This is a genomic window from Segetibacter koreensis DSM 18137, assembly GCF_000374045.1.
GTDB classification, from domain to species: Bacteria; Bacteroidota; Bacteroidia; order Chitinophagales; family Chitinophagaceae; genus Segetibacter; species Segetibacter koreensis.
Window position 1 is genome coordinate 84,654 of the sequence record NZ_KB893321.1, and the last position, 26,727, is coordinate 111,380.

The 26,727-nt window shown below is 36.8% G+C and carries 30 protein-coding genes and 1 tRNA gene; 11 read left to right on the plus strand and 20 right to left on the minus strand.

The window, feature by feature from the left end:
* Positions 1-2: 2 nt before the first annotated feature.
* From B154_RS0108755 to B154_RS0108770, 4 genes are all read right to left on the minus strand, one after another.
* Positions 3-1,241, minus strand: a complete 1,239-nt coding sequence (locus B154_RS0108755; RefSeq protein ID WP_018613500.1) for an ABC transporter permease — start codon at positions 1,239-1,241, stop codon at positions 3-5.
* 193 nt (positions 1,242-1,434) lie between these two features.
* The gene (locus B154_RS0108760; protein WP_342664107.1) at positions 1,435-2,166 is read right to left on the minus strand and encodes an ABC transporter ATP-binding protein; all 732 of its coding nucleotides are present in this window, start codon (positions 2,164-2,166) and stop codon (positions 1,435-1,437) included.
* Positions 2,167-2,182: 16 nt separating this feature from the next.
* Entirely contained in the window at positions 2,183-3,649 is a 1,467-nt protein-coding gene (locus B154_RS0108765) for a TolC family protein (protein ID WP_018613503.1), read from the minus strand.
* A 6-nt stretch (positions 3,650-3,655) separates the two neighbouring features.
* Entirely contained in the window at positions 3,656-4,903 is a 1,248-nt protein-coding gene (locus B154_RS0108770; protein WP_018613505.1) for an efflux RND transporter periplasmic adaptor subunit, read from the minus strand.
* Between the two features lie 265 nt (positions 4,904-5,168).
* Between B154_RS0108770 and B154_RS0108775 the strand changes: the two genes are divergently transcribed.
* The gene (locus B154_RS0108775; RefSeq protein WP_018613508.1) at positions 5,169-5,444 is read left to right on the plus strand and encodes a hypothetical protein; all 276 of its coding nucleotides are present in this window, start codon (positions 5,169-5,171) and stop codon (positions 5,442-5,444) included.
* Between the two features lie 150 nt (positions 5,445-5,594).
* Positions 5,595-5,741 carry a hypothetical protein gene (locus B154_RS32260; RefSeq protein WP_157580601.1) on the plus strand — a complete coding sequence of 49 codons (147 nt, stop codon included), beginning with the start codon at positions 5,595-5,597 and terminating at the stop codon, positions 5,739-5,741.
* Positions 5,742-5,953: 212 nt separating this feature from the next.
* Here B154_RS32260 and B154_RS0108785 read toward each other — a convergent pair whose 3' ends face one another.
* From B154_RS0108785 to B154_RS0108810, 6 genes are all read right to left on the minus strand, one after another.
* Positions 5,954-6,721 (minus strand): molybdopterin-dependent oxidoreductase, encoded by a 768-nt coding sequence (locus B154_RS0108785; protein WP_018613513.1) that lies wholly within the window; start codon positions 6,719-6,721, stop codon positions 5,954-5,956.
* On the minus strand, positions 6,714-7,391 hold the full coding sequence (locus B154_RS28080; protein ID WP_083934942.1) for a cytochrome b/b6 domain-containing protein: 678 nt from the start codon (positions 7,389-7,391) through the stop codon (positions 6,714-6,716). The genes B154_RS0108785 and B154_RS28080 overlap by 8 nt, the downstream gene beginning before the upstream one ends.
* Before the next feature lie 39 nt (positions 7,392-7,430).
* Positions 7,431-7,898: a peptide-methionine (R)-S-oxide reductase MsrB gene (msrB, locus tag B154_RS0108795; protein WP_018613516.1), complete on the minus strand. Its 468-nt coding sequence runs from the start codon at positions 7,896-7,898 to the stop codon at positions 7,431-7,433.
* A 152-nt stretch (positions 7,899-8,050) separates the two neighbouring features.
* Positions 8,051-8,536 (minus strand): peptide-methionine (S)-S-oxide reductase MsrA, encoded by a 486-nt coding sequence (msrA, locus tag B154_RS32985; protein WP_018613517.1) that lies wholly within the window; start codon positions 8,534-8,536, stop codon positions 8,051-8,053.
* A gap of 6 nt (positions 8,537-8,542) precedes the next feature.
* Positions 8,543-8,908 carry a methionine-R-sulfoxide reductase gene (locus B154_RS32990; protein WP_018613518.1) on the minus strand — a complete coding sequence of 122 codons (366 nt, stop codon included), beginning with the start codon at positions 8,906-8,908 and terminating at the stop codon, positions 8,543-8,545.
* Positions 8,909-9,298: 390 nt separating this feature from the next.
* A complete protein-coding gene (locus B154_RS0108810) occupies positions 9,299-11,176 on the minus strand; it encodes a glycoside hydrolase family 2 protein (RefSeq protein ID WP_018613520.1) in 1,878 nt (625 codons plus the stop codon).
* Positions 11,177-11,719: 543 nt separating this feature from the next.
* On the opposite strand from B154_RS0108810, the gene B154_RS0108820 reads away from it, so the two are divergent.
* The 3 genes from B154_RS0108820 to B154_RS0108830 all read left to right on the plus strand — a co-directional run bounded on the left by B154_RS0108820 (position 11,720) and on the right by B154_RS0108830 (position 13,804).
* Positions 11,720-12,103, plus strand: coding sequence for a DoxX family protein (locus B154_RS0108820; protein WP_018613525.1), 384 nt, complete (start codon positions 11,720-11,722; stop codon positions 12,101-12,103).
* A 317-nt stretch (positions 12,104-12,420) separates the two neighbouring features.
* Positions 12,421-13,023, plus strand: a complete 603-nt coding sequence (locus tag B154_RS0108825; RefSeq protein WP_018613527.1) for a TetR/AcrR family transcriptional regulator — start codon at positions 12,421-12,423, stop codon at positions 13,021-13,023.
* A 235-nt stretch (positions 13,024-13,258) separates the two neighbouring features.
* Positions 13,259-13,804, plus strand: coding sequence for a YceI family protein (locus B154_RS0108830; protein WP_018613528.1), 546 nt, complete (start codon positions 13,259-13,261; stop codon positions 13,802-13,804).
* A gap of 104 nt (positions 13,805-13,908) precedes the next feature.
* Here the strand turns inward: B154_RS0108830 and B154_RS28085 are convergent, their stop codons facing one another.
* The gene (locus B154_RS28085; protein WP_018613529.1) at positions 13,909-14,310 is read right to left on the minus strand and encodes a hypothetical protein; all 402 of its coding nucleotides are present in this window, start codon (positions 14,308-14,310) and stop codon (positions 13,909-13,911) included.
* 23 nt (positions 14,311-14,333) lie between these two features.
* Positions 14,334-14,966: an orotate phosphoribosyltransferase gene (gene pyrE / locus B154_RS0108840; RefSeq protein WP_018613530.1), complete on the minus strand. Its 633-nt coding sequence runs from the start codon at positions 14,964-14,966 to the stop codon at positions 14,334-14,336.
* Positions 14,967-15,075: 109 nt separating this feature from the next.
* Between pyrE and B154_RS28090 the strand changes: the two genes are divergently transcribed.
* On the plus strand, positions 15,076-15,498 hold the full coding sequence (locus tag B154_RS28090) for an NUDIX hydrolase (protein WP_018613531.1): 423 nt from the start codon (positions 15,076-15,078) through the stop codon (positions 15,496-15,498).
* 11 nt (positions 15,499-15,509) lie between these two features.
* Here the strand turns inward: B154_RS28090 and coaD are convergent, their stop codons facing one another.
* The 4 genes from coaD to B154_RS0108865 form a co-directional block, all read right to left on the minus strand.
* The gene (coaD, locus tag B154_RS0108850) at positions 15,510-16,019 is read right to left on the minus strand and encodes a pantetheine-phosphate adenylyltransferase (protein ID WP_018613532.1); all 510 of its coding nucleotides are present in this window, start codon (positions 16,017-16,019) and stop codon (positions 15,510-15,512) included.
* Between the two features lie 262 nt (positions 16,020-16,281).
* Positions 16,282-17,208, minus strand: coding sequence for an aspartate carbamoyltransferase catalytic subunit (locus B154_RS0108855; RefSeq protein WP_018613533.1), 927 nt, complete (start codon positions 17,206-17,208; stop codon positions 16,282-16,284).
* Positions 17,209-17,256: 48 nt separating this feature from the next.
* Positions 17,257-17,781, minus strand: coding sequence for a bifunctional pyr operon transcriptional regulator/uracil phosphoribosyltransferase PyrR (gene pyrR, locus B154_RS0108860; protein WP_018613534.1), 525 nt, complete (start codon positions 17,779-17,781; stop codon positions 17,257-17,259).
* A gap of 116 nt (positions 17,782-17,897) precedes the next feature.
* Positions 17,898-18,212 carry a ferritin family protein gene (locus B154_RS0108865; RefSeq protein WP_018613535.1) on the minus strand — a complete coding sequence of 105 codons (315 nt, stop codon included), beginning with the start codon at positions 18,210-18,212 and terminating at the stop codon, positions 17,898-17,900.
* Between the two features lie 324 nt (positions 18,213-18,536).
* Here B154_RS0108865 and B154_RS0108870 point away from each other — a divergent pair, with 324 nt between their 5' ends.
* On the plus strand, positions 18,537-19,148 hold the full coding sequence (locus tag B154_RS0108870) for a cupin domain-containing protein (RefSeq protein ID WP_026260064.1): 612 nt from the start codon (positions 18,537-18,539) through the stop codon (positions 19,146-19,148).
* Between the two features lie 101 nt (positions 19,149-19,249).
* On the opposite strand, the gene rnr is transcribed toward B154_RS0108870, so the two are convergent.
* The 4 genes from rnr to fucP all read right to left on the minus strand — a co-directional run bounded on the left by rnr (position 19,250) and on the right by fucP (position 24,445).
* Positions 19,250-21,292 (minus strand): ribonuclease R, encoded by a 2,043-nt coding sequence (gene rnr / locus B154_RS0108875; RefSeq protein ID WP_018613537.1) that lies wholly within the window; start codon positions 21,290-21,292, stop codon positions 19,250-19,252.
* A gap of 1 nt (position 21,293) precedes the next feature.
* Positions 21,294-22,373, minus strand: coding sequence for a tetraacyldisaccharide 4'-kinase (gene lpxK / locus B154_RS0108880; protein ID WP_018613538.1), 1,080 nt, complete (start codon positions 22,371-22,373; stop codon positions 21,294-21,296).
* Positions 22,363-22,935 (minus strand): 5-formyltetrahydrofolate cyclo-ligase, encoded by a 573-nt coding sequence (locus tag B154_RS0108885; protein ID WP_018613539.1) that lies wholly within the window; start codon positions 22,933-22,935, stop codon positions 22,363-22,365. The genes lpxK and B154_RS0108885 overlap by 11 nt, the downstream gene beginning before the upstream one ends.
* A 259-nt stretch (positions 22,936-23,194) precedes the next feature.
* Positions 23,195-24,445: an L-fucose:H+ symporter permease gene (fucP, locus tag B154_RS0108890; protein WP_018613541.1), complete on the minus strand. Its 1,251-nt coding sequence runs from the start codon at positions 24,443-24,445 to the stop codon at positions 23,195-23,197.
* A 276-nt stretch (positions 24,446-24,721) separates the two neighbouring features.
* Here fucP and B154_RS0108895 point away from each other — a divergent pair, with 276 nt between their 5' ends.
* From B154_RS0108895 to B154_RS0108910, 4 genes are all read left to right on the plus strand, one after another.
* Positions 24,722-24,913, plus strand: coding sequence for a hypothetical protein (locus tag B154_RS0108895; RefSeq protein ID WP_018613542.1), 192 nt, complete (start codon positions 24,722-24,724; stop codon positions 24,911-24,913).
* 191 nt (positions 24,914-25,104) lie between these two features.
* Entirely contained in the window at positions 25,105-25,815 is a 711-nt protein-coding gene (locus B154_RS0108900; protein ID WP_026260065.1) for a YebC/PmpR family DNA-binding transcriptional regulator, read from the plus strand.
* Positions 25,816-25,895: 80 nt separating this feature from the next.
* A tRNA-His gene (locus B154_RS0108905) sits at positions 25,896-25,969 on the plus strand.
* 64 nt (positions 25,970-26,033) lie between these two features.
* On the plus strand, positions 26,034-26,639 hold the full coding sequence (locus B154_RS0108910) for a DUF445 domain-containing protein (RefSeq protein WP_018613544.1): 606 nt from the start codon (positions 26,034-26,036) through the stop codon (positions 26,637-26,639).
* Positions 26,640-26,727: the final 88 nt, after the last annotated feature.

Sequence of the window (26,727 nt, forward strand, 5' to 3'; positions counted from 1 at the left end):
AATTATTGTGCTTTTAATGCTGTTACAACCTGCAATCTCGACATTCGCCATGCGGGGTAAACACCGGAAAGCAGACCGAAAACAACACAGGCAACAAGACTAAAAAACAATACGGTAAGGTTGACGGTAAGATGCATGTTAGCAATAAGGTTGCTGTTGTTAAGTACCTGTAAAATGAGAAATGAAAGGGCAATACCTATAATGCAGCCAAAAAAAGTAAGGATAATATTTTCAACTATAAACTGCCCAACTAAAGTCATTCCCGAGGCACCAAATGCTTTTCGAACGCCGATTTCTGAAGACCTCTCCATTATTCTGCTGATATTGATATTTATTAAATTAAGCGTTGGCAGTAGCATAAAAAGGAGCACGAAAATGCTACCAATAAAAATGAGTTTGCTAATTCCGCCATTCCGAGAATCGCCTAATGGTGTAGCTCTTAAAAAGCTTCCAAGATATGGGTCAGCACCACTTACAAAGACATCAAAACCGCCATCGGGCTTTATTTTAGAAACAACGCTTGCATATTCGGCTTTTATTTTTGGCAAATCTTCTTTTGAGTTTCCCAGTAAGATAGCAGTATAATTGCCCATTAATGATTTGTGTTTGTAATCAGTTTTTGAAACGGTATAAGGCACATATAAATCAGCATAAGAGACAAACATGGTGGCGGGCACACTTTTTACCACACCGGCTACACGATATTGCACGTTATCAGCTTCAATGTATTTGCCTACCACGTTTGGCACATCTCCAAAATAATTTTTCTTGGTATCTTCAGAAATGACTGCAATCCGTTCTCCATTATTAATTTGTTGCAAAGTGTAAGGTTTGCCTTCAATGAATTTGTATTCCATCACATCCCAATAAGCATCGTTGGTATACTTTAGATTGATCACCAGTTTCTTATTGTTAATATAAGTATTGGTAGGCGAAAAAAGAGATGAAATGGCAACTTTGGCCGGGGTTTTTAAAGTGCGGACATAATGGTCGAGATAATAAAAACTGGCAGGACCATTTTGCTGGCTAAAATATTTTACATTCTTTTGTTGAAGTGTGGTAATGTATAATGAACGTTCCCTGTTAACTTCGGGGTAATTGGCACCTGTAATATTATCGACAAACGCAGTCATAACAATTAAAATGGTAAGCGTAAAGCTTATACCAAACAAACTGATGAAGGTGAAGAACTTTCTTCGCTTCAATACAGCGATTGCTATTTTAAAATAATTTTTAAGCATTGTTTTTAAGTTATAAGTTCTAGTTTTTAAATTGCGAGTGAGTTGATTTTGGATGCTGACATTTGTTCTTTGCTCAGCATCGTTGTGTCACTCACTTGTACAGAAGATTTTGTTGCGACGGTTGCAAGGGAATAGCACATTCCTCTTAATATAGCGATAATATTTGCCGTTCCTTCAAACAATAACAATGGTTCTATTGCACTTGTGTTCCATCGAATAGTCTCACTAACCGGTGTGTTTTACGAGCCATATTTTCATCGTGTGTAACCATTACTATGGTCGTTCCATCTCTTTCGTTTAATTGAAGCAGTATGTCCATGATTTCGCTCCCCATTGCACTGTCCAGGTTGCCTGTCGGCTCGTCTGCAAGTATAATTTCGGGTTGACCCACAATTGCTCTTGCAATAGCTACACGCTGCTTTTGTCCACCTGATAATTGTGTTGGAAAGTGTTTCATACGGTTGCTTAATCCAACTTTTTCCAATGCTTCTATTGACAGTTGTCTTCTTTCTTTAGCTGATGAGTTCCTATACAGTAAGGGTAGCTCAACATTATCCAAAACCTGTAAATCGTTTATCAAATGATAGCTTTGAAAGATGAAACCCAGCTTGCGGTTTCTGAAAGCAGCAAGTTTTTTATCATTAAGTTGTGTTGTATCGTGTTTATCTATTGAAACTTCGCCCCTGGTAGGAGCATCGAGTAATCCCATTATATTAAGTAAAGTACTTTTGCCGCAACCGGAAGGCCCCATGATTGACAGGAATTCACCCTTATTTATATTTAATGAAATATTATTTAAAGCGAGGGTTTCAACTGTATCTGTTCGATATACTTTCTCTATATTTTTTAAGCTGATCATTACATTTTGATGATTGATGATGTGGCTATTTTGTAAAACATTTTCTGAAGTTTCTGCAGGTATCATAAGCGTTGTTTTAATTTTAATTATAAATAATTTTTTGTTTTTTCTCAAAGTCGTAAAGACTTAAGTATCTAAGTTGGTAGTAAGCGCTCCAGAAGTCTCTAAGTCCCAGGACAAAGTCTCTTTTTGCCTGGTCATTCTCTTGAAAAGCAATACTAAGGTCTGTAATGCTTAAGTTCCCAAGCACATATCTTTCTTTTGCAATCTGGTATTTTTCTGACGCAATGCTGTCCGCTTTGGCATTCAGCACTAGCTGTTCTTTCATCATTTGATACAGCGTAACCTGCGTGTATATTTCCTGCGTAAATGTTTGTTTATCCTGCTCAACAGCGTATTCTGTAAATTGCTTGTTTGCTTCTGCTGTTTTTAATCTCGATTTTGAACGTCCCCAGTCTAAAATGGGAATATCAAACTCCAACTGCACCAGTTGCTGACTTCTTGGCGCCTGGTACACTTTACTGATATTAGACGCGCTTTTAGAATAGCCTAATCTTGCCGTTAACGTTGCATTTATACCATTATCTCCCTTTGCTTTAGCCACGTCTCTTTTGGCTTCGGCAATACGGCGCATGAAGGCAATTGCATCTGAACGGTTTTCCAGGGCTTCTGATAAAATTTTCTCAGCATTTATATCCGTTGATCTTGTTTCTTTTGGTAATATCAACGATATTTTCTCAGTATTGGTAAGACCTGTATATGTTTTTAGATTTAGTGCAGATATTTCCATATCACGTTTTGCTATACCCACAGCTTTTTGCGATTTAAGTTGTTCCAGTTCCAGTTGCAAAATTTCATTTCTTGATACTTTACCGAGATCAAATTTTTCTTTTGCAATACGAAGAATATTTTTTGTGTTGTCATAATTTGTTTCAGCAATTTGTAAATTGACCTGTGCAAGCAGTAAATCGAAAAAGTAGCCGGTAGCCTTTATTGCAATTTGTTCCATTGACTCGATATAAGCTTGTTTGCTTTCGTTGAATTTTAGAGGTTCGATCTTTTGATCCCATTTCAGTTGATTGAACCTTGCCAAAGGCTGGCTATAACCAATGCCATATGGAACTCCATTATACAATTTATACTTTCTGTCAAAGTCGTCATACCGTTGCAATTGCGTTGTTCCGAAAATCGTTCCGCCTGTTTGCGCTATGCTTTGACTCAACGCAAGATTTAAAGATGAATTGTTATATTTTACCGGTTGAAACTCTATAGTTCCATCTGGCTGTACAACTTCCTGGAAGGAGTTGATGTAAGCAGGTAACGTGCCGTTTAAAGATAATTGCGGCTGGTAATTGCTTTTGAAGGTGCGCCATTGCCAATATTTATTTTCTTTTAATGTAACAGCTTGCTTTGCTGCTATTGACTTGCCTTTAGCCATTTCAACTACCTGTTGCAGTGTCAGTCTTAAGGTATCATCTGTCGTTTGACATTCAACTTTTAGCCAAAAGAGCAGGAGCGTGGGTATTGTAATCAGCAGTTTTGGTTGCATTGCTCTTTAGTTATTAATAGTTATTTCTTGTGAATTTTTATAATCGCTCATATCCGATGTAATGACTACATCTCCTGGTTTTACCTGGTCTTTTATCTCTACATAATCAAAGTTGCTTAAACCTATATTTGCTGTTCTTCGCTGCGCCTTACCGTTAGATACTACAAAAATGTCCTGGACATTGCTTCCTTTAAATGCAGGTCCATTTGCCACCCGCATTGCATCGTTTTTGCTGCTTGTTACTACAAAAACATCTACTTTCATGTTGGGCCGGTACAGTTTGCTATATCGTTCATCTAACTGCACATCAAATGAAACGATACCGTTTTGAATGGTAGGATGGATGTTGGTAACCTTACCCCTGACAGAAGAATCATTTATACGAATTATTGCGGGAAGACCAGTTCGAAGGTCATTTAGGTAACTATCAGAAATAGTCCCGGAAACTTTATAACTCCCAAGATCAGCAATTCGTGCAAGTATTTCACCTTCCTGTACTGTTGCTCCAATGTTTTTATTTACCCAGGTAACTACGCCTGCACGATTTGCTATTATGTTAGCTTGTTGCAGTTTTCTTTGAAGTTCTGTAAGATCTGTTTGTTGTATTTGTGCAGCGATTTCAGATTCCCTGATATCCACTTTCATTGTCTGCTGCTTGCTCTTTATTTCGTTTTCAAGTTGTTTCTTTTCCAGCATTGCCACTTTTAAATCGAGCTCTGCCTGTTCAATTGCTTCTCTCGTGCCGCCGCCGGCTTTATATAACCGCTTGGCATTGTCAACGGCAGCTTGCAAACTGTTTATCTTCAACTCTTTTATATTGTTGTTAGATTGTATGTCATAAAAGCTTTTGTTCAATTCCAGTTTTAGCTTTTGTATACTGTTCTTTTTGGCTTCCAATTGAAATTTTAGTTTTTCATATTCCATCTCTGTTGTTTGCTTGTCGAGAGATAAAATTGATTGTCCGGTTTTTACTGAACTTCCGGCATCCATTGCTACACTTTTTATGGAAGCATTTATGGGGCTTGTAATTACCTGCTCAAATTCCGGAAGTATTTCACCCGAAGCTGAAATGGTGTTTTCGATATTGCCAATTTCAACGACCGCTGTTGTTATGTTTTGTCTTTTTATCGTTGATGAAAAGGAAGCGCGTAGCATTAGAACCGAAGCAACCAGCACTACAATAATTACAAGAACAATTAAAGAGCTTTTTCTTTTCTTTTTTTTGATAACTTCCTGTGTAATGTTCTTATCCATTTGTTCTTATTTGGTATTATTAATTCCAAGCGAGATGCCAAACGTAAGTAATTGAATGACATCCAATTAGGTGAAATTTGATTTTAAAAAGTGTTCGATTTCGGACAAGAAGTTTGAAAGCGGAAAATTTAATGGAATAGTTTTTAAGCCTGTATTTGGAAAACGATTTTTTATATCAAAAGAGATTGTAAATTAGTATTTACTGTTACTGATTGTTGTACCACTTATAAATAAAATTTTACTTACATAAAATTCAAAACGTACCATGGATAATATTCATATTCGTTGCCCTAAATGCAAATGGGAACCTGACGGACAACCTTATTGGCAATGCAGTTGTGGATGCGTTTGGGATACATTTAGCACCGGGGGACGGTGTCCTGATTGCGGTAAAGTTTGGGAGGAGACGCAATGTATTGCATATGCAGGGGGGTGTGATAAAACAAGTCCTCACCTTGATTGGTACGAGGGCCTGGATGATATTATTAATAAATTGAAGGAAGAAATTAAAGAACGTTGGCAAGTGAAGGAGTATGCCTGAGTAAGATCTAAAAAGAAGAGGTTATCTCAAATCTCTGAGATAACCTCTGTTTATTAGTATCCCTGTTGTTACAGGTACGTTATTTTAAATTCCTTGAAGGCTTTATAAGTTTATTGCTGTAAAAATTAAATCAGTTTTAATTAGTTCATCATGTGCCTTGAAAGAAGGGTAGGAGGCAACGGACTGATGCAGATAAATAATTATCATTGCCGCAACGAAAAGGCAAATAAATATGAGCAGTCTCTTAAAAAGAATTTGTGCTATATTTTCTGGAATTACCTGGTACATAAAGATTAATTTTTTCTACATGTATAATTCCAATCGAAATGCCAAAGTATAATGTACTGACTACTAATAAGTTGTGTCTGTTTTGATGAAGTAAAAGTGTTCGAAAACGAACAGTGTGTTTTAAATTTGATACAGAACGGGGAGGGGGATAAAAGAATGTAAACTGAAATTAAAGAAAATTAAAAATTAAAAAAGTTCTTGCTCAAATTTTAATTCCACGGTTAATGCCCTGCATAATAATCATAACCTCTTTCAGCCCAATAATCAGCAGGTTTATTATTACTGAAAAACATAGTGCCGATACGTTTTAGATGTTTGATACCATATTTGACAGGTATAATCAGGCGAAGAGGAAAACCCTGGTTAACAGGCAAAGGTTTCCCATTCATTTCATAACACAACAGGGTTTGTGGGTGCAGAGCGCTTGGCATGTCTATTCCTACATAATAACCTTTGTCCGGTGTTACTAAACCTAGGTAATTCATTTTTGATTGCTTGTCGAGATGATAATGTTCCATAAAAGTTTTTAAAGGAACGCCACCCCAATGTGTAACCTGGTCCCAACCTTCTATGCATTTAAAATCAAAAACAATATCTTTTTTTGGTAATTGTTTAATATCGTTTAACGTTAGTTGCAAAGTGTCTCCTGCAGCTCTCACAACTTTCAGGCGCCAGCTTGCTTCATTTACGCTATCTCTTAATCCGTCCATTCCGTTTACCCGTACACGTTTTACTGCCTGGCTTACAGGGTATTCTTTTACAAGATGATTGGCATTGAAAATTCCCGAAAAAACTTTTTCATTAAAGTCAAGAGTCTTCCTTAATGGTTTTAAAGCGCCTGCTTCCTGTGGCTGCATATTTATCCATTTAAATGTACTCCAGCCAACTATCATTAGCGCACCAAATACCAAAAAAGCAATAAAAGTTTTTGCTACAAATCCTTTATTAGAAATGGACTCTTCGGGTAAAGAAGATGAAGACCTACTCATGAGACGCTTTTTGTACTGTTGGTTTAATTATTTCAAAACCAGTGATCATTGCCTGAAAATTGTTCCAGCCAGTTTTTATAACCTGCACTATATGAATGAGAAAAAAGAGAACATAGCCGATAGTAAGTATAAAATGCTCTGCCCTTGCTGCTGCATACCCGCCGCAGAGCCATGCTATACGACTGAATTGAACAGGTTTATATATAGCCAATCCGGTAAGTAATGAACCGATTCCCATGATGACAATAGCCGTGTAGGCAATTCGTTGCGCAGCGTTGTATTTCAGTTGTGGAGGAGTATATTTTGAAAGATGCAGATCATGAAGAAGAACCATCCAGGCTTCTCTGAATGATTTTTTATTTGGAAGCAAAAATCTCCATTGACCCGAAAAAATAGTAAATAAAATATAGAGCAACCCGTTAATTGCAAACAGCCACATAAAAGCAAAATGCCAGCTCATACCTTCAGCCAAATGATACGGAATATGCAGGGCTTTATAAAAATCTTCGGGAAAAAATTTAATTAAGGTTTTATTATTCCAACCAATCTTGTACACGTCATTGGCCCAGTAGATTAGTAAACCACTCCAGATCATACAGGTCAAAACGGGGAAGTTGAACCAATGAAACCACCTGATCGCAAGCGGATGTTTATGAACAATTTTCTTCATAACTAAAACGTAAGCAATTGGTTTTGTAATAAATTATTTTCAATTCTTAACAAACTGCAGTGAAGCAGAGTTCATACAATATCTTAAACCCGTTGGTTTTGGCCCATCTTCAAACACATGTCCTAAATGGCTTCCGCACCGGCTGCAATGTACTTCCCGTCTTACCATTCCAAAAGCACGGTCGGTTTTTTCTTCTACAGCTTTATTGTTCGCGGGTTTGTAGAAACTGGGCCACCCAGTACCACTCTCAAATTTTGTATCGCTTGTAAATAATAGTTGGCTGCAGCCAATACATCTATAGACACCTTTTTCATGATTGTTGCAAAATGCATTATTAAAAGGCGGTTCAGTTCCTTCCTTACGCGTAACATAGTATTGCTCGTCAGTAAGTTGTTTTTTCCATTCTGCATCAGTTTTTGTTACAGCAAATTTTTTAGCCTGTTCCTGAGCCTGTGAGCACGAAGCCATTACTATTGCAAGCAGGCAGGAATAAAAAACACTTTTCATTGAAAGATAATTTATTGCATTTACGCCGCATTTGCTTTGACAGATTTTTTAAACTTCGAAAGTTTGTATAATCAACTGTTAAATTACTTAATTTTTTCTAACATAGTAGAAGTCGTTTTGTTAAGCTTATTTAGGAACTTAATTGAGTATTATTAGAACTTTTTTGTATAACTGTGGCAATAGGGGGTGCCGCCACCTTTAGTATAATACTGCTGGTGATAATTTTCCGCTTTGTAAAAGGGCCCTGCCTTTGTAATCTCGGTTACAACCGTATGACCCTTGGCTTTCAATTGTTCAGTTATTTTTTCCGCTATTTCTTTTTGTTCGTCATTTTGGTAAAAAATGGCGGAACGATACTGTGTGCCGATATCAGGACCTTGTCTGTTCATTTGGCCGGGATCGTGTGTTTCATAAAACAACTTCACAAGATTTTCGTAAGATGTCTCTGAAGGATCGTAAGTGATCTCAGTGGCCTCAGCATGACCGGTTTTTCCTGTACAAACTTCTTGATACGTTGGATTTTCTTTAGTTCCACCAATATACCCAACTGTAGTTGAAATTACTCCCGGTGCTTTTTGAAAATAAAACTGTGTTCCCCAAAAACATCCTGAAGCAAATATTGCCGTCTCTGTATTCATCTATACTTATTTATTTGAAGGAATAAATTTCATCGAAATTGAATTGACGCAATGTCTTGTATTTTTCTTTGTAAAACGTTCACCTATAAAAACGTGGCCAAGATGAGCATCGCAGTTAGCACAAACAATTTCTGTGCGCGAACCATCTGCATCGGCCAAGTGTTTTACTGCACCTGGTATTTCATCGTCGAAGCTTGGCCACCCACAGTGAGAATCAAACTTATCTTCTGATCGATATAATGGCGCGTTGCATCGTCTGCAAACATAAGTGCCGCTTTCCTTATTGTTGTTATATTCGCCTGTGTATGGTCTTTCAGTTCCTTTGTAAACAATTACTCTTTCTTCTTCAGGCGTTAATTTATTATATTCCATTTTTATTAATTAAATTTTTAGTATTAAAAACACTAACAGCAATTTTTTTTCTTATAACATAACGCTAAAAACTACTTATTGTTTTTATATTCTTGGACGATGAGGCAAAGTTATCAATAGTAATCTTATTTACTTTAAACGTTGGAAAATGAATTGGCCAAAGAATATTATTTTAAGGAGTATTATTTCTCACCCATATTAAAAGTTATTTTTTCCTATAATTAATATTATGTTAAGTAACCGTAATCGAAGAATAGAGCGTCTTGTGGAATGTTATCCCCTTACTATTTTTGAAGTCATCCTCTTGGTGGCGGTAAAATGATTATGCAAAAAGTCCCAATTAATTAAGCGGGACTTCAGCATCCATTTTAAAAAGCTTTGAATTTATAATTATGATGGAGTAACAGCATTATCAGAAACTTTTGATTTAACTGGAGGGTTGCTCTTCAGCAAGCCAGCGGGCACTTTTAATTCACCTGTTTCTGCGTCAATTAAGCCGTTTCTTTCATCCTCAATATTTGTCGCTTGCGTGTATACATCACCTGCTATGGGACGTTTCCGCAATTCTTCCTTAAAAATTTTTATCTGTTCTGCACGTTCTTCGTCGTCTTTTGGTCCACCATATTCGATGAATCCAAAACCGCCCCACTCACTTACTACCAGTGGCACTTGCCGACGGTAAAAAAATGGATCACCTACAACAAGTGGGAAAGCAGCAACGCCTACCAATTCTCCTGCTACCAGTTGGTCGAGCATGTGTCGCCAACGCTGTATGTCTGGCGTATAAAGATGTGCAGTTAATATATCAGATTTAAGGCGTCCCTCAAACGATATGTGTTGCCACCCGTCATTATCTACAACTAAAAATTGAGGATGCGCCAGTTGCATATAATGATAGGTATCCATGATGTACTTGCGAGTTTCTTCACTCGTAGCTATATCCTGCGCCCCCCAGTCTTCGTTATACAAGCTCCATATAACTACAGATGGGTGTGTTCCGATAAGGGCAAGCATTCGAAGTAACTCATCACGATGGTTTTGGCGGCTTTTATAATTTGAGCGATGAGGACTTGGTACCTCTACCCACAGCAACATGCCTATTTTATCTGCTAGGTTGTAAATACGAGGATCAACTCCTGCAATATGTATTCGCACAAGATTGCACCCAAGTTCTTTCATAGCAAGCATATGAAGTTTAATTTCTTCATACGTAGCTGCGCCGGGTTGATAAAGAACCCCATCGAGATAAACAGATTTATTATTAAGATAAATACAGCAACCACGTGCTTCAATTTTGCGCAGTCCAAACTGCGTTTCAATTTCAGAAACATGTTCGTTAGCATCTATTAGTTGAGCAACAAGTTTATACAAATATGGATCTTCTGGCGACCACAATCTTGCATCTGGCACTTCGATTACCAAACGCTGCTGCTTTTGACCTTCTTTTAAATCTAAAGGAAAATCAGAAACGGCAATAGGTTCATCTCCTTCCTGTTTTTTGTTATAAACCTTCAACCTTATTGTATAAAGACCAGGGTCATGAATACGTGTAGTAAAGTTAAACCGAACCATGTTGTCTTCTACTATAGAAACTACACCTACCCGCGATCTGAGCCTGTTTCTTTCAACCGGTTCTATCCAAATACTGCGAACGGCACCTGTATAGGTCTGATACCAGATTCCACCGCGCTTGTACACATGAGATTCCTGCTTGCCACGTGGAATATCGGCATCCATCGTATCAGCAATACGTACAGTAAGACGATTAACAGGCTTTAAAGCTTCTTCAGGAAATTCATAAGAAAAAGATGTATACTCGCCAACATGCACTTCCTCCCCCTCTATAGTTTTCAAGAGAACTCCATTAACCCATACCATCGTTTCATATCCACAAGCTCCAAAGGTTAGTTGCAAAAGTGAATGTGAAGAACCGTTTCCGTTAACCCTCTCTGGCAGTGGAAACTCCCGCTCGTACCATGCAACTATTTTATCTTGCCAAGCAGCAGGAACTTGTTGGCCTTTGGCCTCAGCCATATGTTCCTCTATAGCCCCGGGCCAGTGCGCCGTGTCATCATATTTGTGACCTAAATACCAATTTTCCTGCACTCCCCTGTCTTCGTTGTCTATTGCAAATTTCCAATCTCCATCTAATAATATCGGAGAATTTGACCTTATAACTGCCCGTGGCAAGGGATTTATAAAATTGTCTTCAGCAAATACCTCTTCTTTACTTTTAGAAGTGCTGTAATTGGGATGTTGTAGTACCATAAATCATTGATCAGTTAATCAAAATGTTTATCAAGGTTAAGCCAAATAGTCTTCCAGTAGTTTTATTATCTTTTCTACCCAGGTAGCAATATCTTGTTATGAAAAATAGAACCAAGCGAAAGACGCTTTTGAAGATGCAATATTGATTCCATCTTTTATATCGATATATTTCCTTTTGTTAAAAATACCATCAGTAAAGGCATCATGCTTTGCTAACATTTATTGAACCCGTAATCCAATCTTTCTTTTTGTAAACGCAATTATCGTATTGTTATTTGAAAAAACGGAATTAATAAAAATATTGTTTTCAACCCCTCCAGCCAATTATAGTGAAAAATTGAAAATTTAAGCACTAAAAGAAAGAATTACCGATACAGATCATATATCTATTCTAACCGCTTAAATATTAAAAACTCTTATATTATTTTTTATAACTACCTTTCATTAGTAGTAATTCAGGCAAATAAATATAGACTTAATTAGAGATAAATATTTGCCAAAACCAAAAAAACAACCTACCTTAATCTTAGAAAAACCTTAAATATGACACACCATACCATCTCACGAATTTCAGTGACAATATTAGGGGTTGTAATGATTATTTTTGGTCTTTATCATTTTATGAAACCACAAAACCTGTTGGTTTATGTACCTGATTTTATTCCTGGCGGTATAATATGGGTATATATAGTTGGTGCAGCATTCATACTGGCCGGCATCGCATTTATTTTACATAAAATGGTAGAACTTGCGGGCTACCTGCTTGCATTATTGCTTATTATTTTTGTATTGTCCATTCATTTTCCCAATTATCTCAATGCAGGAGATGCAGATATGAAACAAATGGCGTTTGTTAACCTGCTTAAAGATACAGCACTAGCAGCTTTCGCAATGTATATCGGAAGTAATGCAAGAAATTTTGAATGAGCAGCTTAAGCATCTGAAAATAATTTGCATATAGAAGTGTTATAAACCATCCCTTAAAAAGTCACAATGAGAATTAACTGCTAAGAGATATAAGTACTAGAATACTAATTATTCCGGCACTTGAAGTAAACTTTTAGCCTTGCTTGTAAAACTTCTTAAGTCTCCCCTATCTAAATAGCGTCTTAATCGTCACGTTCATTCTAATGATACTTTCGTTAACATTGTTATAAATTCTTGCCCAGGGTATATAAAAATTTTTCCCATTTTAAATACTATTAGTAGTTTTGCTAACGGTGTTAGAAATAAGATTTATTTAGATGGGAATTGCAGAACGAAAAATAAGGCAAAAAGAAGAAGTTCGTTCTTCTATTCTTAAATCTGCGATGCAGATTGTAGAAAAAGAAGGATGGCAAGCGCTGTCTATACGAAAAATTGCAGATGCAATTGAGTATAGTGTCCCTGTTATTTATGATCATTTCGAAAATAAGGAAGGAATCCTTTTAGAATTAACACGACAGGGTTTCAGACTTCTTAACCAGCGAATCGAAAAAGCAAAGTCGACTTTTTCTGATCCGGCCAAACAGTTGGAGTCTATGGCTTTTGCTTATTGGCATTTCGCTTTTGATAATGTCGAATATTACAAGGTAATGTATGGATTAGGAATGCCAGGTTGTGAAATGGTGCAACAAATAGCAGAGTTGGCTACGTTTACTGAATTAATATTGTCATGTGTAAAAGATCTTATTAAAAATAGCAAAAACCACGAAGCAGATGCCTTTCTCAAGTTTCATACGTTTTGGTCCATGCTTCATGGCTTGATTTCTATCAACCTTATGGGTAAAGAAAATGCAAGGACAGAACTTAACAATATGGTTTTAAATGACTTTATAAAGGGATTCGTAGCAGGGATAAAAGGTTGATTTTTTTGCACAGATAACTAACAGTGTTAGAAAAAATAGTTAATGTAAGCAATAGCAGTAGAACAAAAGTGATAAAGCTTGCATTATGTTGTTGTAACACAATAAGGAGGCATTGCAAAACCCGGTAAAAGATAAAAAAGAGATAATGATGCAATTAGTTAGCATGGTTATTTGTGCTATTTGTAATAAAAACTTCAATAATTAAACAATATAAATTTATTAAACAACATAAATTATGTCAGCAACAAAATGGTCTTTAGACACAACACACAGTGAATTAGGTTTTAAAATTAAGCACCTGATGATATCGAGCGTTTCAGGTTCTTTTTCAAAATTTGACGTACAAACAGAAACCACTTCAGATGATTTTAGCGATGCCAAAGTGATAGCAAACATAGAAGTTGCCTCTATCAATACTAACAATTCCCAAAGAGATGAGCATCTAAGAAATGCTGATTTTTTTGAAGCGGATAAGCATCCTGAAATGCTGTTTAAATCAACAAAGGTTGAAAAAATAGATAGTGACACATTCACACTTTACGGAGACCTTACAATAAGAGAGATTACCAAACCCGTAAAACTTTCGGTAGAATATAATGGCCTTGCAAAAGACCCTTGGGGAAATGTAAAAGCAGGTTTTACCGTAACAGGAAAAATAAATCGTAAAGACTTTGGCATAAGTTATAACGCAGCCTTGGAAACAGGTGGTGTTATGCTTGGAGAAGATGTGAAGATTAATGCAGAAATACAATTAGTAAAACAAGTAGCAGTACTAGCATAAACAATTCGGATTGCTTTTATGCTTAGAAAATAAAAAAATGGTTGACAACAAATAAAGATGTTGCCAACCATTTTTACAAAAAGTAGTTATTACAAGTTTTATCTCTAAAAAGGTTGCATATGGCAGGGTTTGCCTTTTTGCGGTCCCCCACCGTCTTCTGCTCTTTTACATGCGGGCGGCAGCTTTTTATAACTATCTTCTGTAGCCTTAATACCATCAGCATCGAAACCGGCATTGGCAAAAGCAGTCTGAATATAATTTAAATTAACCCTGTCAGGCCAGTATTGGACACGGGTAGTACCACTTAGCAGGTTTATCTGCATTTTGATTATTCCACTTTCCGTTTGCGCTATCTCCCTCGCCATATAATCTTCTAATCTTTTTTTACATTCCCAGCATCTAAGATTAGGTGTTTTTATGGTTGCCCATTCAGGCTTACGATTTTGTGCAAAACTGCCGGCTAAAAACCCAATTAGAATGATAGCAAGCAAAATAATCTTTTTCATGTTTTTTGATTTACAATTTTATATTATACCCCTTGCCAGTTTGCAGGGTCTTTTCTCCATTGCAATAATAATGGTTCTGCCGCTGATTGTATTTTACCTTTTTCCAAACCAATGTTAATTAATGTTGCATAGTCAGTTAACGACTGGTACTCGACTCCCGCATCTGAAAAATTTTTATTTGCTTCATCAAAACCATAAGAAAATATCGAAACCATACCTAATATTTCAAGGCCGGCTTTTCTTAAAACATCTACAACCTGCAGACTGCTTTTACCTGTAGAAATGAGATCTTCCACAATTACTGTTTTCTGCCCCGGTTCAATAGCCCCTTCTATCTGGTTACCCAATCCGTGTTCTTTAGGTTTTGGCCGCACGTATATAAAAGGCAGCTTCAATTGATCTGCAGCCATTGCTCCCCATGCTATTCCTGCTGTCGCCACACCAGCTATCAGCTCTACATCCGGATATTTCTCAAATATAACGTTACACATCTCGCTTTTGATATATTCCCTAATGTAAGGAAACGATAAAATTTTCCTGTTGTCACAATAAATAGGGCTTTTCCAGCCACTTGCCCATGTATAAGGGTTCTCTGGACGCAGTTGTACAGCCCCACTCTGCAATAGTTTTTCAGCTACTCCTTTTTGTTCAGTCATGTTACGAAGATAAGGGGAAAGGTGATAAAAACTTGTTGCCGCTAAACCTCACGGAATACCATTTTGCATTTTCATTCGTTGTTTTGTTTCTTTGCTTAAAATAGAAAGTATGCCCGTTAAAATTGTAGCAGCCGGAGGAATAGTGGAGAATGAAGAAGGTAAAATATTACTGCAATATCGCAGAGGAAAATGGGATCTGCCAAAAGGAAAACTTGATGAAGGCGAAACAATTGAAGAATGTGCTGTGAGAGAAGTTGAAGAAGAAACCGGTTTAAAAAATATTCAATTAGGTGAGTTGGTTGGGGTCACCAATCATCATTATATAGAGCAAGGCGAGAATATTGATAAGGAAACCCATTGGTTTGCCATGAAAGTTTCCGGAGAACAGCAATTAGTTCCGCAAACAGAAGAAGATATTTTAGAATTGCGATGGGCAGCCGAAAATGAATTGCAACCATATTTATTAAACACTTTTCCCAACATTATTGAAATAATTGAGAAATACTTTGATGATCATAACCAGGTGAACTAAACTGATAGCTTTCAGGTGCTTTGTATGGTCTGTTGTCTGTGATCAATGTTCATTTGTTTAATAGATTTTCTTACAACCGGTGGCAAAAACTGGCTAACGTCTCCCCCATTTCTAATTACATCTCTCACTAGCGTAGACGCGACAGAAGTATATTTGGGAAGGCATGTTAGAAAGATTGTTTCAATGGAAGAGTCGAGACTTCGGTTCATATCTGCGATCGCTTTTTCATATTCAAAATCGTTGACATAACGAATACCTCTTAAAATAAATTTTGCTCCTACCCTTTTGCAACATTCTGCGGTCAGGCCTTCATAAACCAGCGCTTCGACCTTGGGCTCATTTTTATAAATTTCTTTTAACCATTCCAATCTTTTCTCTTCAGAATACATTGGTATTTTACTTGTATTTTTTCCAATGCCAATTATGACTTTATCAAATAAATTTAAGGAACGGTCAATTATATCAACGTGACCTAAGGTTACAGGGTCAAAAGTGCCTGGAAAAAGACAAATTCGGTACATACTTTTAAGTTATAATAGATGAGGCGAAGTAACAGGAAAATTGTTTATTTAATTAATTTATTTATAAGGAAACTATTTCCAATAAATAATACAGAAATAGCTAATAAATATCTTATTCTTTTTAATTCATCCTTTTTGATTGCAAAAGCAAAGGCAAGCTGTCGAAGGGAGTGACACAACGATGTTGAATGAAGGTATTCTGCCGGAAACAAAAATATCTCTTCTTAACAATTATAAGAAAGCGAAATGTAACCTGGAAAAATTAACCCTCGCGGTTTGCCAGAAGGTATAATACGGCCATTCTGACTGCCACACCATTTTCAACCTGTTGAAGTATAATACTTTCATTACCATTCGCAACATCACTGTCAATTTCGACACCTCGGTTAATTGGCCCTGGATGCATAATCACAATTTGCTTTTTGAGACTATCAAGCAACTTTCTGCTGATACCGTAAACAAGATTGTACTCGCGTAAAGAAGAAAATAAAGGCTGATTTTGTCTTTCAAGCTGTATACGTAAAACGTTAGCCACATCGCACCAGTCTAATGCTTCCTTTACATTATAAGTAACATTTACCCCTAATGCTTCTTTTATGTATTTTGGAATTAATGTCGGCGGCCCTGCAACTGTAACTTCTGCTCCCATTTTATTGAGCAAATAAATATTACTTAATGCAACACGGCTGTGCATAATATCACCTATTATAGCAATTTTTTTTCCTTCAAGTCCACCGGTTGCTTCTGTAATAGATAAGGCATCGAGCAAAGCCTGCGTAGGATGTTCGTTTATACCATCACCCGCATTTACAATGGCAGCCGGAATGTGTTTTGCCAAAAAATGAGGAGCACCGCTGGCACTATGTCGCAAGACTACCATGTCTACTTTCATGCTCAAAATATTATTGACTGTGTCAAGCATGGTTTCTCCCTTTGAAACAGAAGATGCACTCGTAGTGAAATTGAGCACATCGGCACTCAAGCGCTTTTCGGCGAGCTCAAATGAAATACGTGTACGGGTAGAATTTTCGAAAAAAAGATTTACAATAGTAACATCACGAAGGGAAGGAACTTTTTTTACGGGCCTTTGTAAAACATCTTTGAACTGCAGGGCAGTATCGAGAATTAAACGAATATCATCTGGCTGAAGGTCCTTTATTCCTAAAAGATTCGAAGTGGAAAGTGTCATTTCAGGAAGCAAAGTTAATAGTCTGAGTTGAAAATAAAACAGTAAGATTTATTCGGTAATTATTACTTCTGTAGCTGCATCCTTTTCTTTCCATAACACTTTTACTTTTTGGGATATCAGCGCATCAATGACTTTGCCTGTATAATCAGGCTGTATGGGTAATTGGCGGCTAAACCGGCGGTCTATAAGTACACACAACTCCACCTTTGCAGGTCGTCCAAAATCGAGTAATGCATCTAGGGCAGCACGAATTGTGCGCCCGGTGTATAAGACATCATCAATCAATACAACTTTTTTATTTTCAATGCTAAAATTAATATCAGTCTTATTGGGAACTTTTATTTCACGTCTCACATCGTCGCGATAAAAAGTGATATCGAGAATACCATAATTGACAATTTTTCCTGGCAAACTTCTTTTAAGTTCTTCTACAATCTTGTCACTTAAATACAGACCACGTGGCTGCAGACCGATAATGACAGTATTGGTAAGGTCTAAATGATTCTCAAGAATTTGGTGCGCAAGTCTCTTGATAGTTAAAGAAATTTGCGTTTCATTTAAAATAGTTTTCAAAAAAAATATTTTCGGTAAAAATAAACAGGGTAACAGACAATTAAAATAATTGTTTGTACACCAAACTGTTTATTTATTGTAATTATGCTTTATATAGTTGATTTCCTAAAATTCTTTTATTCAGCTTTGTGCTCACCTTTCTCACCCATCTTTACGATATCCCCCTCAGTAAATAGGATAGATTTTAAAGTTACACGCCATTTCTCTTTCTTACGCAACAAAAACTCCAGGTCCATGCCGAAATGTTTAAATTCTTCCTGCTGTGCATTCAGCATAATGGCTTTAGCATCTTCATCTTTTTCTACTGAAATGCGTTGTTCGTACCAGCCGATTGCCTCCGCTTCTTCTATAAGCGATGTTATCATTCTTGCAAATGTTCTGGTCTCTTGCGACAGTTCCGATGCCGGCTCGTGATATTGATCAAATCCCATTTTATTGCGTTTAATTTTTTAATTGAAAGTATGCCAGCAAAAATATAGTTGTTTTAACTTCTTTAGTGAAATGGAAAAAGAATCAATTTATTTATCTCAACAATTGATTTTAGTTTATGTTTTCTGCCCTATCCAATCTGGCGTTAAGCAATTTTAGTGTATTAATTAGAGTTTCAAGTTTATTTTTGTAAAAAATTACAATAGGCAGAACATTATTGCGAGCTTAATTAGCAAATAAAAATAGATATTAAGTAGAATACATTAAAAATCTTTAATACACTATAATAGTTATAATAAAGCGATATATTGGATATAGAAAAGGGAATGAAAGAAACTAGTGAATATATACGGTCGGGAATAATAGAAGCTTATGTATTAGGCGTGGCTACGCCTGTGGAAGCAAAGGAGGTGGAAGAAATGGCTGCCGGCAACGCTGAAGTACTTGCAGCAATTGACGAATTTAGCCAAATGATCGAACAAGAAGCATTGTCCAATGCTATTACGCCCGATCCGATTATCAAACCTATGTTTTTGGCTACTATTAATTACATTGATAGAATGGAGAAAGGCGAAACGATGAGTTTTCCACCGATGCTGCAGAAAGAATCAAAAATAGCAGATTATAAAGAGTGGCTATCGAGGCCCGACATGATAATGCCACCTGATACTGAAGACGTGCATGCAAGAATTATATGTTATACTCCTGAGGTGACAACTGCTATTGTTTGGATTAAGGATATGGCTCCATCTGAAGTGCACACAAATGAAATTGAAAAATTTCTTATTGTAGAGGGTACTTGTGAAATTATAATTGAAAAAGACATTCATAGTTTAAAAGCAGGCGATTTTCTTGAAATTCCTCTTTATAAGAGTCATTATGTTAAGGTAACGTCTGGTATTCCGTGCAAGGTGATATTACAAAGGGTTGCAGCGTGAGATAAGCAACAATAAACGAATCCATTTTAAACTCGCAGAAGTGGGATGCAGTTATAATCCTCCCGCCAGTTACAAATCCTCTGAATAATATTACGACTTTATCAGATCTTACTCTTTTTCTTTTCCCTGTTTTTTCCTTTATTTAATGCCTTTTGTTTTGATGGACGGTCTTCATCTTGCCCATCTTCAATGTCAGGCTTTAACACCCATTCAAAATCAAGTTGTCTTTTAGAAAGATTTGCTGCTACAACTTTAATATACACTTTGTCTCCCATCCTAAACTTACGCCCGCTGCGCCGTCCTACAAGGCTGTAATCAGTTTCAATCAAACGAAAATCATCATAATCAGAAAGTGTAGTGATTGAGACAAGACCTTCGCATTTGTGCTCAACAGTCTCTACCCAAAAGCCAAAACCAGCTACGCCGCTTATTACGCCTAAAAATTCCTCTCCCAAATGATCTTTTAGAAATTCTACCTGCTTGTATTTGTTACCTGCTCTTTCACAATCCATCGCACTTCGTTCCATATCGCTGCAGTGTTTACACTTCTCCTCCATCCTCTTATCAAAAATTGGCGCTCCCTCCAGGCAACTTTCTAATACCCGGTGTACAAGCACGTCGGGGTAACGACGAATGGGCGATGTAAAATGGCAATAATACTCAAAAGACAAGCCGTAGTGACCGATATTGTCAGCAGAATAAACAGCCTTTGCCATTGTACGAATACCTAACTGTTCCAACACGTGCTGCTCAGGTTTGCCCCTTGCATCACCTAGCATGGTATTGAAGCTTGAAGCAATTTTTTCGGGTGAAGACGTATCAAACTTATGACCATATTTTGCTGCAAAAGCCATAAATGGAGTAAGCTTTTGTTCATCAGGAACATCGTGAATACGATATGCAAAGGGAACTTCTTTTTTGTTCACCTTTACCTTCGACACATATTCTGCAACGGTTTTGTTGGCAAGAAGCATAAACTCCTCGATAAGTTGATGGGCTTCTTTGCTTTCTTTTACAATAATACCAATGGGTTTCCCTTTTTCATCCAGTTTAAAACGCACTTCTGTTGATGAAAAGTTAATGGCACCTTTTTTAAATCTTTCTGCTCTAAAAGTTTGGGCAAGATTATTTAACAAAATAATTTCTTCATGGTTGATGCCTTCATTTCTTTCTATTATTTCCTGCACTTCTTCATAACTATACCTGTGGTTACTATGAATAACAGTTTTGCCTAACCAAAAATCCTTTACGTGCCCTTTTTGGTTTATTTGAAATACAGCAGAAAAAGTAAGTTTATCTTCATTAGGTCTTAGCGAGCACAATTCGTTGGATATTCTTTCGGGTAGCATTGGGTTTACCCGGTCAGGAAGATATACAGAAGTTGCCCGCTGATAAGCATCATTGTCCAGAACAGAGCCAGGCAAGACATAATGACTTACATCTGCTATATGTACACCAATTTCATATAGGTCTGTCTTTATTTTTTTAATCGATATAGCATCGTCAAAATCGCGTGCATCTACAGGGTCAATAGTAAACGTAAGTACATCTCTCATGTCTTTACGCTTTTTAATGTCGGCAGTCCAAATAACATCAGGGAGTCTCATAGCCTCTTCCATCACTTCATCTTCAAATACTAGCGGAAAACCATTTTCCACCAGTATTTCTTTCATAGCAATATCACTTTCATGTTCTGCAAGTAATACCTGCACTACTTCACCTTCTGGTTTTTTATTTGTGCTATCCCATTTGGTAACCCTTGCCAGAACCCTGTCTTTATCTTTTGCATTATTTATTTTATCTAAAGGAATATACAGGTCAGGCATTGGTTTGCCGGTATCGGGTATAAAAAAGGCATAATTTGAACTTAGCTGCAAATGGCCGATAAATTCGCTTTGCTTACGGCTTACCACTTCTGTTATTTTGCCTTCTTTTTTGCCACTCCTCAAATTTTCTTTTAATACTTTAACGCGTACGGTATCACCGTTAAGCGCCGTATTAAAATCATTGGGTCGTACTAAAACGTCTCCTCCTTCTCCATTAACCACTACATAACCTACACCACTACGGGTTATTTCCAGTATTCCTTTGGCTAAATTTGCTTCGTGTTTTTTTCCTCGTGAAGGCTTTTCTTTTTTGCTCATATTATTTTTTATCTCCGGGAAACATTTTAATAAAAGTATTTACAATGTCATCAAATTGTATGCCCCCATCAAATAAAAATTTATGTTGAACGGGCAATACAAAAACCGGCATATTTATCAATTCTCCATTAAATTTCATTAACCGCACCGCATCTTTTTCGGTGGTTATTATCATTTTTTGATCTACAGCAAGGTCGTTAAATTTCTTCTGTATTTCTTTTATATCATCAATAGTAAAGATATGGTGGTCTGAAAAAGAGAGTTGGTTATAGGTTTTAGCCGTTTGTGAAAGATAATTTTTTAAAGGTGCCGGATTTGCAATGCCACACACCAATAATACTTCATCGTTTAAAGTTATCGCTTTTTCCGATCCTGTTACGATATGATAAGGGAGTCCATAGTGTATAGTTGTAAAAAAAATCTTTTGATGAGGAAAAGGTTTTATTTCCTTTTTTATTTCATCTCGTTCCTCTTGAGATAAATTACCGGGGCATTTTGTAACGATTACTACATCAGCTCTTTTATATGAAGAAGGCTCGTCTCTTAAATCGCCGGTAGGCAAAAAAAAATCACGCGTAAATAAGTCACCGTACTGAGTTAGCAGAATATTGAAACCGGGCCTGATACTACGATGCTGAAAAGCGTCATCTAAAATTATTACTTCGGTTTCCGGGCAATCCTGTAAAAGTTGTGGTATAGCAACTATTCTTTCTTCACCAACAGCTACTGCAACATCTGGGAACTTTCTATGAAATTGCATCGGCTCATCGCCTATTTCGAGAGCTGTCGTTTCTGCATTTGCCAGGGCATAGCCTTTTGTTTTTCGTTTATATCCACGGCTGAGGGTGGCTACTTTATACTTGTTTTTTAACAGTGCCAGCAGGTATTCGACCATCGGTGATTTTCCGGTTCCACCTACTGATAAATTACCAACTGCAATAATTGGCAGGTTAAAAGACGCAGATTTTATTATGTTTTTATCGAAAAGGTAATTTCTGATTTTAATAATAAGACCATATAGTAACGAGAAAGGAAAAAGGAGAATTCTAAGAGATTTAAACAAGTAAAAATTAAAATTCATAAATCTTATGGGGCGTGATACAATAATTTAAAGGTACGTCAAATTGATGGGTATCATCTATTTTGTCGATAGCTTCGAAATACGAAAAACCTACCGTTATCACGTCTTCACGGCACTGTTCTAAAAACCTGTCGTAATAACCTTTGCCGTAACCGACCCTGTAACCTTTTTTATCAAAAGCAAGCAAAGGAACAAAAACTAAATCAATGTCTTGTGGTTCAATTTCTTCTCCTTCCGCTGGTTCGGTAATTCCATATTTATTTTCAACAAATTCTGTTTCATCACTTACTAGAATAGCGTGCATTTTACAAGCTGAGGGGTCAGTAACCGGGAAAGCAATTTTAATTTCAGGTATTGCATGTTCGAGGTAGCGTGTATACAGATGCATGTTCATTTCTCCATGATTTTCCAAAGGCCAGAAGCTCATTACGAGCTGTACACTGTCATCAAACGAAAGTCGTTGCAATTGTATTAACAGCAAATCATCCAGCTTAAGCCTTTCGGTAGCAGATAAATCAACCCTTTTTTGTTTATATATTTTTCGAACGTCCTTCTTAATCATTATTAATACCGACAAATTAGCTTTTCTATTACAAATTCTTTTAAATAATCAATTTTCTCTCAATTCTAAAAAGGGTTACTAGTAAGGGAACTGATTTACTTAAGGTGTAATTAAATAGCCGCAAAAAATGAACCGGAATGTCAATCCCAGAGCTTTCTATAGATATTCTCCATCACGTGAAACTTTGTGATGAAACATCTAAACGGAAATCTGACATAGTTTTAAAGAAATTAGCAGGTGGACTTGACTCGATAAGTTATTAGTGTGCAACAGATAGCTGTATATCCCTCACTTTTAAATTCCTTAAGGCAAAATAGAATACTACAATAAAACAAATAGCAGGTACTATATAAGCAGTTTGTATATTAGTTGCATCTGATAATCTTCCCATAAGTACCGGAAAGAGTGCGCCTCCAGCGATTGCCATTATCACTAAAGAAGAACCCTCTTTAGTTTTAGCTCCTAACCCATGAATGCTCAAAGAAAAAATAGTAGGAAACATAATAGACATAAAAAACTCAACGCCAACGAGGGCGTACACAGAGATTTTTCCATGTGATAAAACTGCAACTGAAAGCAAACACATATTAATTATACTGTAGCCAGCTAATAATTTTGCCGGAGCTATATACCGCATTAAAAATGTACCAATAAACCTGCCTGCCATAAAACCTAGCAAAGCTGCTGATAAAAACATGGCCGCCTGCTTTTCTTCGATACCGGCAACACGCTTTGAAAAACGAATGAAAAAACTGCTCACGCACACCTGGCCTCCCACATAAAAAAACTGCGCTAAAACTCCCCACATCAAATTCTTTTCTTTAAATATTGACTTCTCTACATGAACCTCTTCATCTTCTGCCAGATCAGGTAAACGTGTTTTCCATATAAAAATAGCAACTAACAGTACTACAGATCCTATCACTAAAAAAGGAACCTGAACCGAATTGGCTTCATTTTGCAAGTAACTATTCAACTGAGTAGCAGGCATGGCAGCCTCTTGTTCTTTAGTAAAGCTATGGCCTGATAAAATGAACATGCCTCCCAGTAATGGGGCAAGTGTTGCGGCAAGGCCATTAAAAGATTGTGCAAAATTTATACGATGGGTCGCTGTTTTAGGGTCGCCTAAAACAGTGATATATGGGTTAGCGGCAGTTTCTAAAAAAGCCAGTCCACAGGCAATGATAAACAAAGCAGTGAGGAAAAAAGCATAGGAACGTGTGGCCGCAGCAGGAAAAAAAAGAAATGCGCCGGTTGCAAATAACATTAGCCCTAATATAATTCCTCCCTTATATCCAAACCTTTTCATAAACTGGCCCGCGGGAATAGCCATCAAAAAATAAGCTATGTACGAGGCAGAGTCTATAAATGCAGACTGCACATCGCTCAACTGGCATGCTTTCTTTAAATGAGGAATCAGTATAGGGTTTAAATTGAGAGCGAAACCCCATAAAAAAAACAGTGATGTAAGTAAAATGATAGCAAAACGGTTGTTAGCAGTTGGAGCCATATTTTAAGTTAAGAATCGTTAGTGAATATTGATAGTAATGGTAATAAAACCTGAATTAAATTACGTTCGGCTTTTTCGTCAGGTTAACATTCTAATGAAACACGTCTTTCGTCTGGGCCGTGAATATAAGAAGTATATGGAATGTACTGAAAAGAATATGAATAAAGCTTGAAATTATATTTTTATAGCCTCTTTATTATACTTTGAAATTTGTATCAGAAACAGACATTCCCTTACTGGCGCAAAAATTGTAATTCTTACATAAAACGGATATTTATGAAAAAAAATAGTAAAGGATTAGCTGACACGCAGGAAGGAGAATTTATTTTAAATGAAAGTGGAACAGCTATTTCTACTGACTCTGTCGAAGGTGTAGACATTCCTGCAGAAAACGAAGCAGAATTGAAAGATAAAAAAGATACGGAAAAGAAAAGTACCAACGCCGAACAGCAAAAAACTGATGAATAGTACATCTGGTTCCTTACCCTACACTTTTTATATAAACATTCCCGTAATAGTATGAGCTGTAATAGAAAGCAGGATTTATACGAATGTCAGCAACAATATATAAAGGTTTGATCGTAGAGCTCTGATTTTCATGTAAACACTTACTTTTGCATCCGCTTTAGAATTTTTATTTAATTATTTATATAACTATTATGGGTCGCATATTTGAAGTCAGAAAGTCTACCATGTTCGCCCGTTGGGACAGGATGGCTAAGCAGTTTACACGTATTGGAAAGGAAATAGCCATTGCCGTAAAAGCAGCAGGTCCTGATCCCGCCACAAATCCCGCTCTTCGAAGATGTATAGCAAATGCAAAGGGCGTTAATATGCCGAAAGATCGTGTGGAAGCGGCGATTAAAAGAGCACAGGGTAAAGACATGACCAATTACGAAGAGATGGTGTACGAAGGTTATGCCCCTCATGGTGTTGCCGTATTGGTTGAGACGGCTACAGATAACCCTACCCGAACAGTGGCAAACGTAAGAATGCATTTTAGAAAAGGTGAAGGTAGTCTGGGCAATAGCGGCTCAGTATCATTTTTATTTAATCATTTAGGTGAATTTAAAATAAAAAAAGAAGGACAGGACTTAGAAGAACTGGAACTGGAACTCATAGACTTTGGCCTTGAAGAAATAGGTGAAGACGATGAAGGAAATATAGTTATTCGAACGCCCTACGAAGAATTTGGAACAATGGCCAAAGCGCTGGAAGATAAAGGAATTACACCTCTTAGCTCAGAACTTACCCGCGTACCGACAACGACTGTTGAATTGCCCGAGGAACAGGCAAAAGAGGTTCTCGAACTAGTTGATCGTCTTGAACAAGATGAAGATGTACAAAAAGTGTATCACAATCTTAAATAAAAAAAAGAGCAAAGTCTAAGGCAGATAAATTTATTTTTTAAAGCTTTTTTTTCTATTTTTGCACACTGAATTGAAAAACGGAGATCGTAGCTCAGTTGGTTAGAGCGTCAGTTTGTGGCACTGAAGGCCGTGGGTTCGAAACCCATCGGTCTCCCTCAAAAAAACCTTGTTGCAACAGGAACAAGGTTTTTTTATTTAAAATAAATCCTGTATTTCATATGAGTTGGATCCTAATTATCATTCCTGTTATATCTGCATTTATTGGTTGGTTTACAAACTGGATAGCAATTAAAATGCTTTTTCACCCCAGGGAACCGAAAAAAATTCTAGGAATTACTTTCCATGGCATCTTTCCTAAAAGACAGCAGCAGTTCGCAATGAAACTCGGTAAGCTGGTAAGTAATGAATTACTTTCATTTTCAGAAATTGAAGAGAAAATTTCAAATCCGGCAAATGTGGAGAAAATACTGCCCGTGCTCGAAAAACATATAGATATATTTTTAAAAGAAAAACTTGCTACAGAAATACCGATGATCGGTATGTTAATCGGAGAAAAAACTATATCGCAGGTAAAAGCTGTATTTATGAAAGAGTTGCAGGAATTGTTTCCTGTTTTAATGAAACAGTATATGACTACTTTGGAGCATGAACTAAATCTCGAAAAAATAGTTATTGAAAAGGTAGGGAAATTTTCGTCTGATAAACTGGAGGATATTCTAAACCAGATCATGTCGTCAGAATTCCGATTTGTAGAAATTATTGGCGCAGTTTTGGGTTTTATAATAGGGTTGATACAAGTATTGATAACTGTGGCAACGGTCTAAATGTAGCCTTCTTTTTTTGTTTTTATTAACTCCGCTTATCCGGTTATTTTGCCACTTATCATTTTTAAAAACCAATGTTCCAACTCTA

Excerpts from the sequence above, each read along its gene's own strand:
- B154_RS0108810 (WP_018613520.1), bottom strand. The coding sequence starts at position 11,176 with ATGGTACTACAACATCCCAATTACAGCACTTCTAAAAGTAAAGAAGAG.
- B154_RS0108885 (WP_018613539.1), bottom strand. The coding sequence starts at position 22,935 with ATGATTAAGAAGGACGTTCGAAAAATATATAAACAAAAAAGGGTTGAT.
- B154_RS0108770 (WP_018613505.1), bottom strand. The coding sequence starts at position 4,903 with ATGGATAAGAACATTACACAGGAAGTTATCAAAAAAAAGAAAAGAAAA.
- lpxK (WP_018613538.1), bottom strand. The coding sequence starts at position 22,373 with ATGAATTTTAATTTTTACTTGTTTAAATCTCTTAGAATTCTCCTTTTT.
- B154_RS28080 (WP_083934942.1), bottom strand. The coding sequence starts at position 7,391 with ATGAAGAAAATTGTTCATAAACATCCGCTTGCGATCAGGTGGTTTCAT.
- B154_RS0108900 (WP_026260065.1), top strand. The coding sequence starts at position 25,105 with ATGGGTCGCATATTTGAAGTCAGAAAGTCTACCATGTTCGCCCGTTGG.
- fucP (WP_018613541.1), bottom strand. The coding sequence starts at position 24,445 with ATGGCTCCAACTGCTAACAACCGTTTTGCTATCATTTTACTTACATCA.
- B154_RS0108820 (WP_018613525.1), top strand. The coding sequence starts at position 11,720 with ATGACACACCATACCATCTCACGAATTTCAGTGACAATATTAGGGGTT.
- B154_RS0108825 (WP_018613527.1), top strand. The coding sequence starts at position 12,421 with ATGGGAATTGCAGAACGAAAAATAAGGCAAAAAGAAGAAGTTCGTTCT.
- B154_RS0108765 (WP_018613503.1), bottom strand. The coding sequence starts at position 3,649 with ATGCAACCAAAACTGCTGATTACAATACCCACGCTCCTGCTCTTTTGG.
- msrB (WP_018613516.1), bottom strand. The coding sequence starts at position 7,898 with ATGAAAAGTGTTTTTTATTCCTGCCTGCTTGCAATAGTAATGGCTTCG.
- msrA (WP_018613517.1), bottom strand. The coding sequence starts at position 8,536 with ATGAATACAGAGACGGCAATATTTGCTTCAGGATGTTTTTGGGGAACA.
- B154_RS0108855 (WP_018613533.1), bottom strand. The coding sequence starts at position 17,208 with ATGACACTTTCCACTTCGAATCTTTTAGGAATAAAGGACCTTCAGCCA.
- B154_RS0108760 (WP_342664107.1), bottom strand. The coding sequence starts at position 2,166 with ATGATACCTGCAGAAACTTCAGAAAATGTTTTACAAAATAGCCACATC.
- B154_RS28085 (WP_018613529.1), bottom strand. The coding sequence starts at position 14,310 with ATGAAAAAGATTATTTTGCTTGCTATCATTCTAATTGGGTTTTTAGCC.
- B154_RS0108755 (WP_018613500.1), bottom strand. The coding sequence starts at position 1,241 with ATGCTTAAAAATTATTTTAAAATAGCAATCGCTGTATTGAAGCGAAGA.
- B154_RS28090 (WP_018613531.1), top strand. The coding sequence starts at position 15,076 with ATGCCCGTTAAAATTGTAGCAGCCGGAGGAATAGTGGAGAATGAAGAA.
- B154_RS0108865 (WP_018613535.1), bottom strand. The coding sequence starts at position 18,212 with ATGGGATTTGATCAATATCACGAGCCGGCATCGGAACTGTCGCAAGAG.
- B154_RS0108895 (WP_018613542.1), top strand. The coding sequence starts at position 24,722 with ATGAAAAAAAATAGTAAAGGATTAGCTGACACGCAGGAAGGAGAATTT.
- B154_RS32990 (WP_018613518.1), bottom strand. The coding sequence starts at position 8,908 with ATGGAATATAATAAATTAACGCCTGAAGAAGAAAGAGTAATTGTTTAC.
- pyrE (WP_018613530.1), bottom strand. The coding sequence starts at position 14,966 with ATGACTGAACAAAAAGGAGTAGCTGAAAAACTATTGCAGAGTGGGGCT.
- B154_RS0108830 (WP_018613528.1), top strand. The coding sequence starts at position 13,259 with ATGTCAGCAACAAAATGGTCTTTAGACACAACACACAGTGAATTAGGT.
- B154_RS0108785 (WP_018613513.1), bottom strand. The coding sequence starts at position 6,721 with ATGAGTAGGTCTTCATCTTCTTTACCCGAAGAGTCCATTTCTAATAAA.
- coaD (WP_018613532.1), bottom strand. The coding sequence starts at position 16,019 with ATGTACCGAATTTGTCTTTTTCCAGGCACTTTTGACCCTGTAACCTTA.
- B154_RS0108910 (WP_018613544.1), top strand. The coding sequence starts at position 26,034 with ATGAGTTGGATCCTAATTATCATTCCTGTTATATCTGCATTTATTGGT.
- B154_RS0108775 (WP_018613508.1), top strand. The coding sequence starts at position 5,169 with ATGGATAATATTCATATTCGTTGCCCTAAATGCAAATGGGAACCTGAC.
- B154_RS0108870 (WP_026260064.1), top strand. The coding sequence starts at position 18,537 with ATGAAAGAAACTAGTGAATATATACGGTCGGGAATAATAGAAGCTTAT.
- B154_RS32260 (WP_157580601.1), top strand. The coding sequence starts at position 5,595 with ATGTGCCTTGAAAGAAGGGTAGGAGGCAACGGACTGATGCAGATAAAT.
- rnr (WP_018613537.1), bottom strand. The coding sequence starts at position 21,292 with ATGAGCAAAAAAGAAAAGCCTTCACGAGGAAAAAAACACGAAGCAAAT.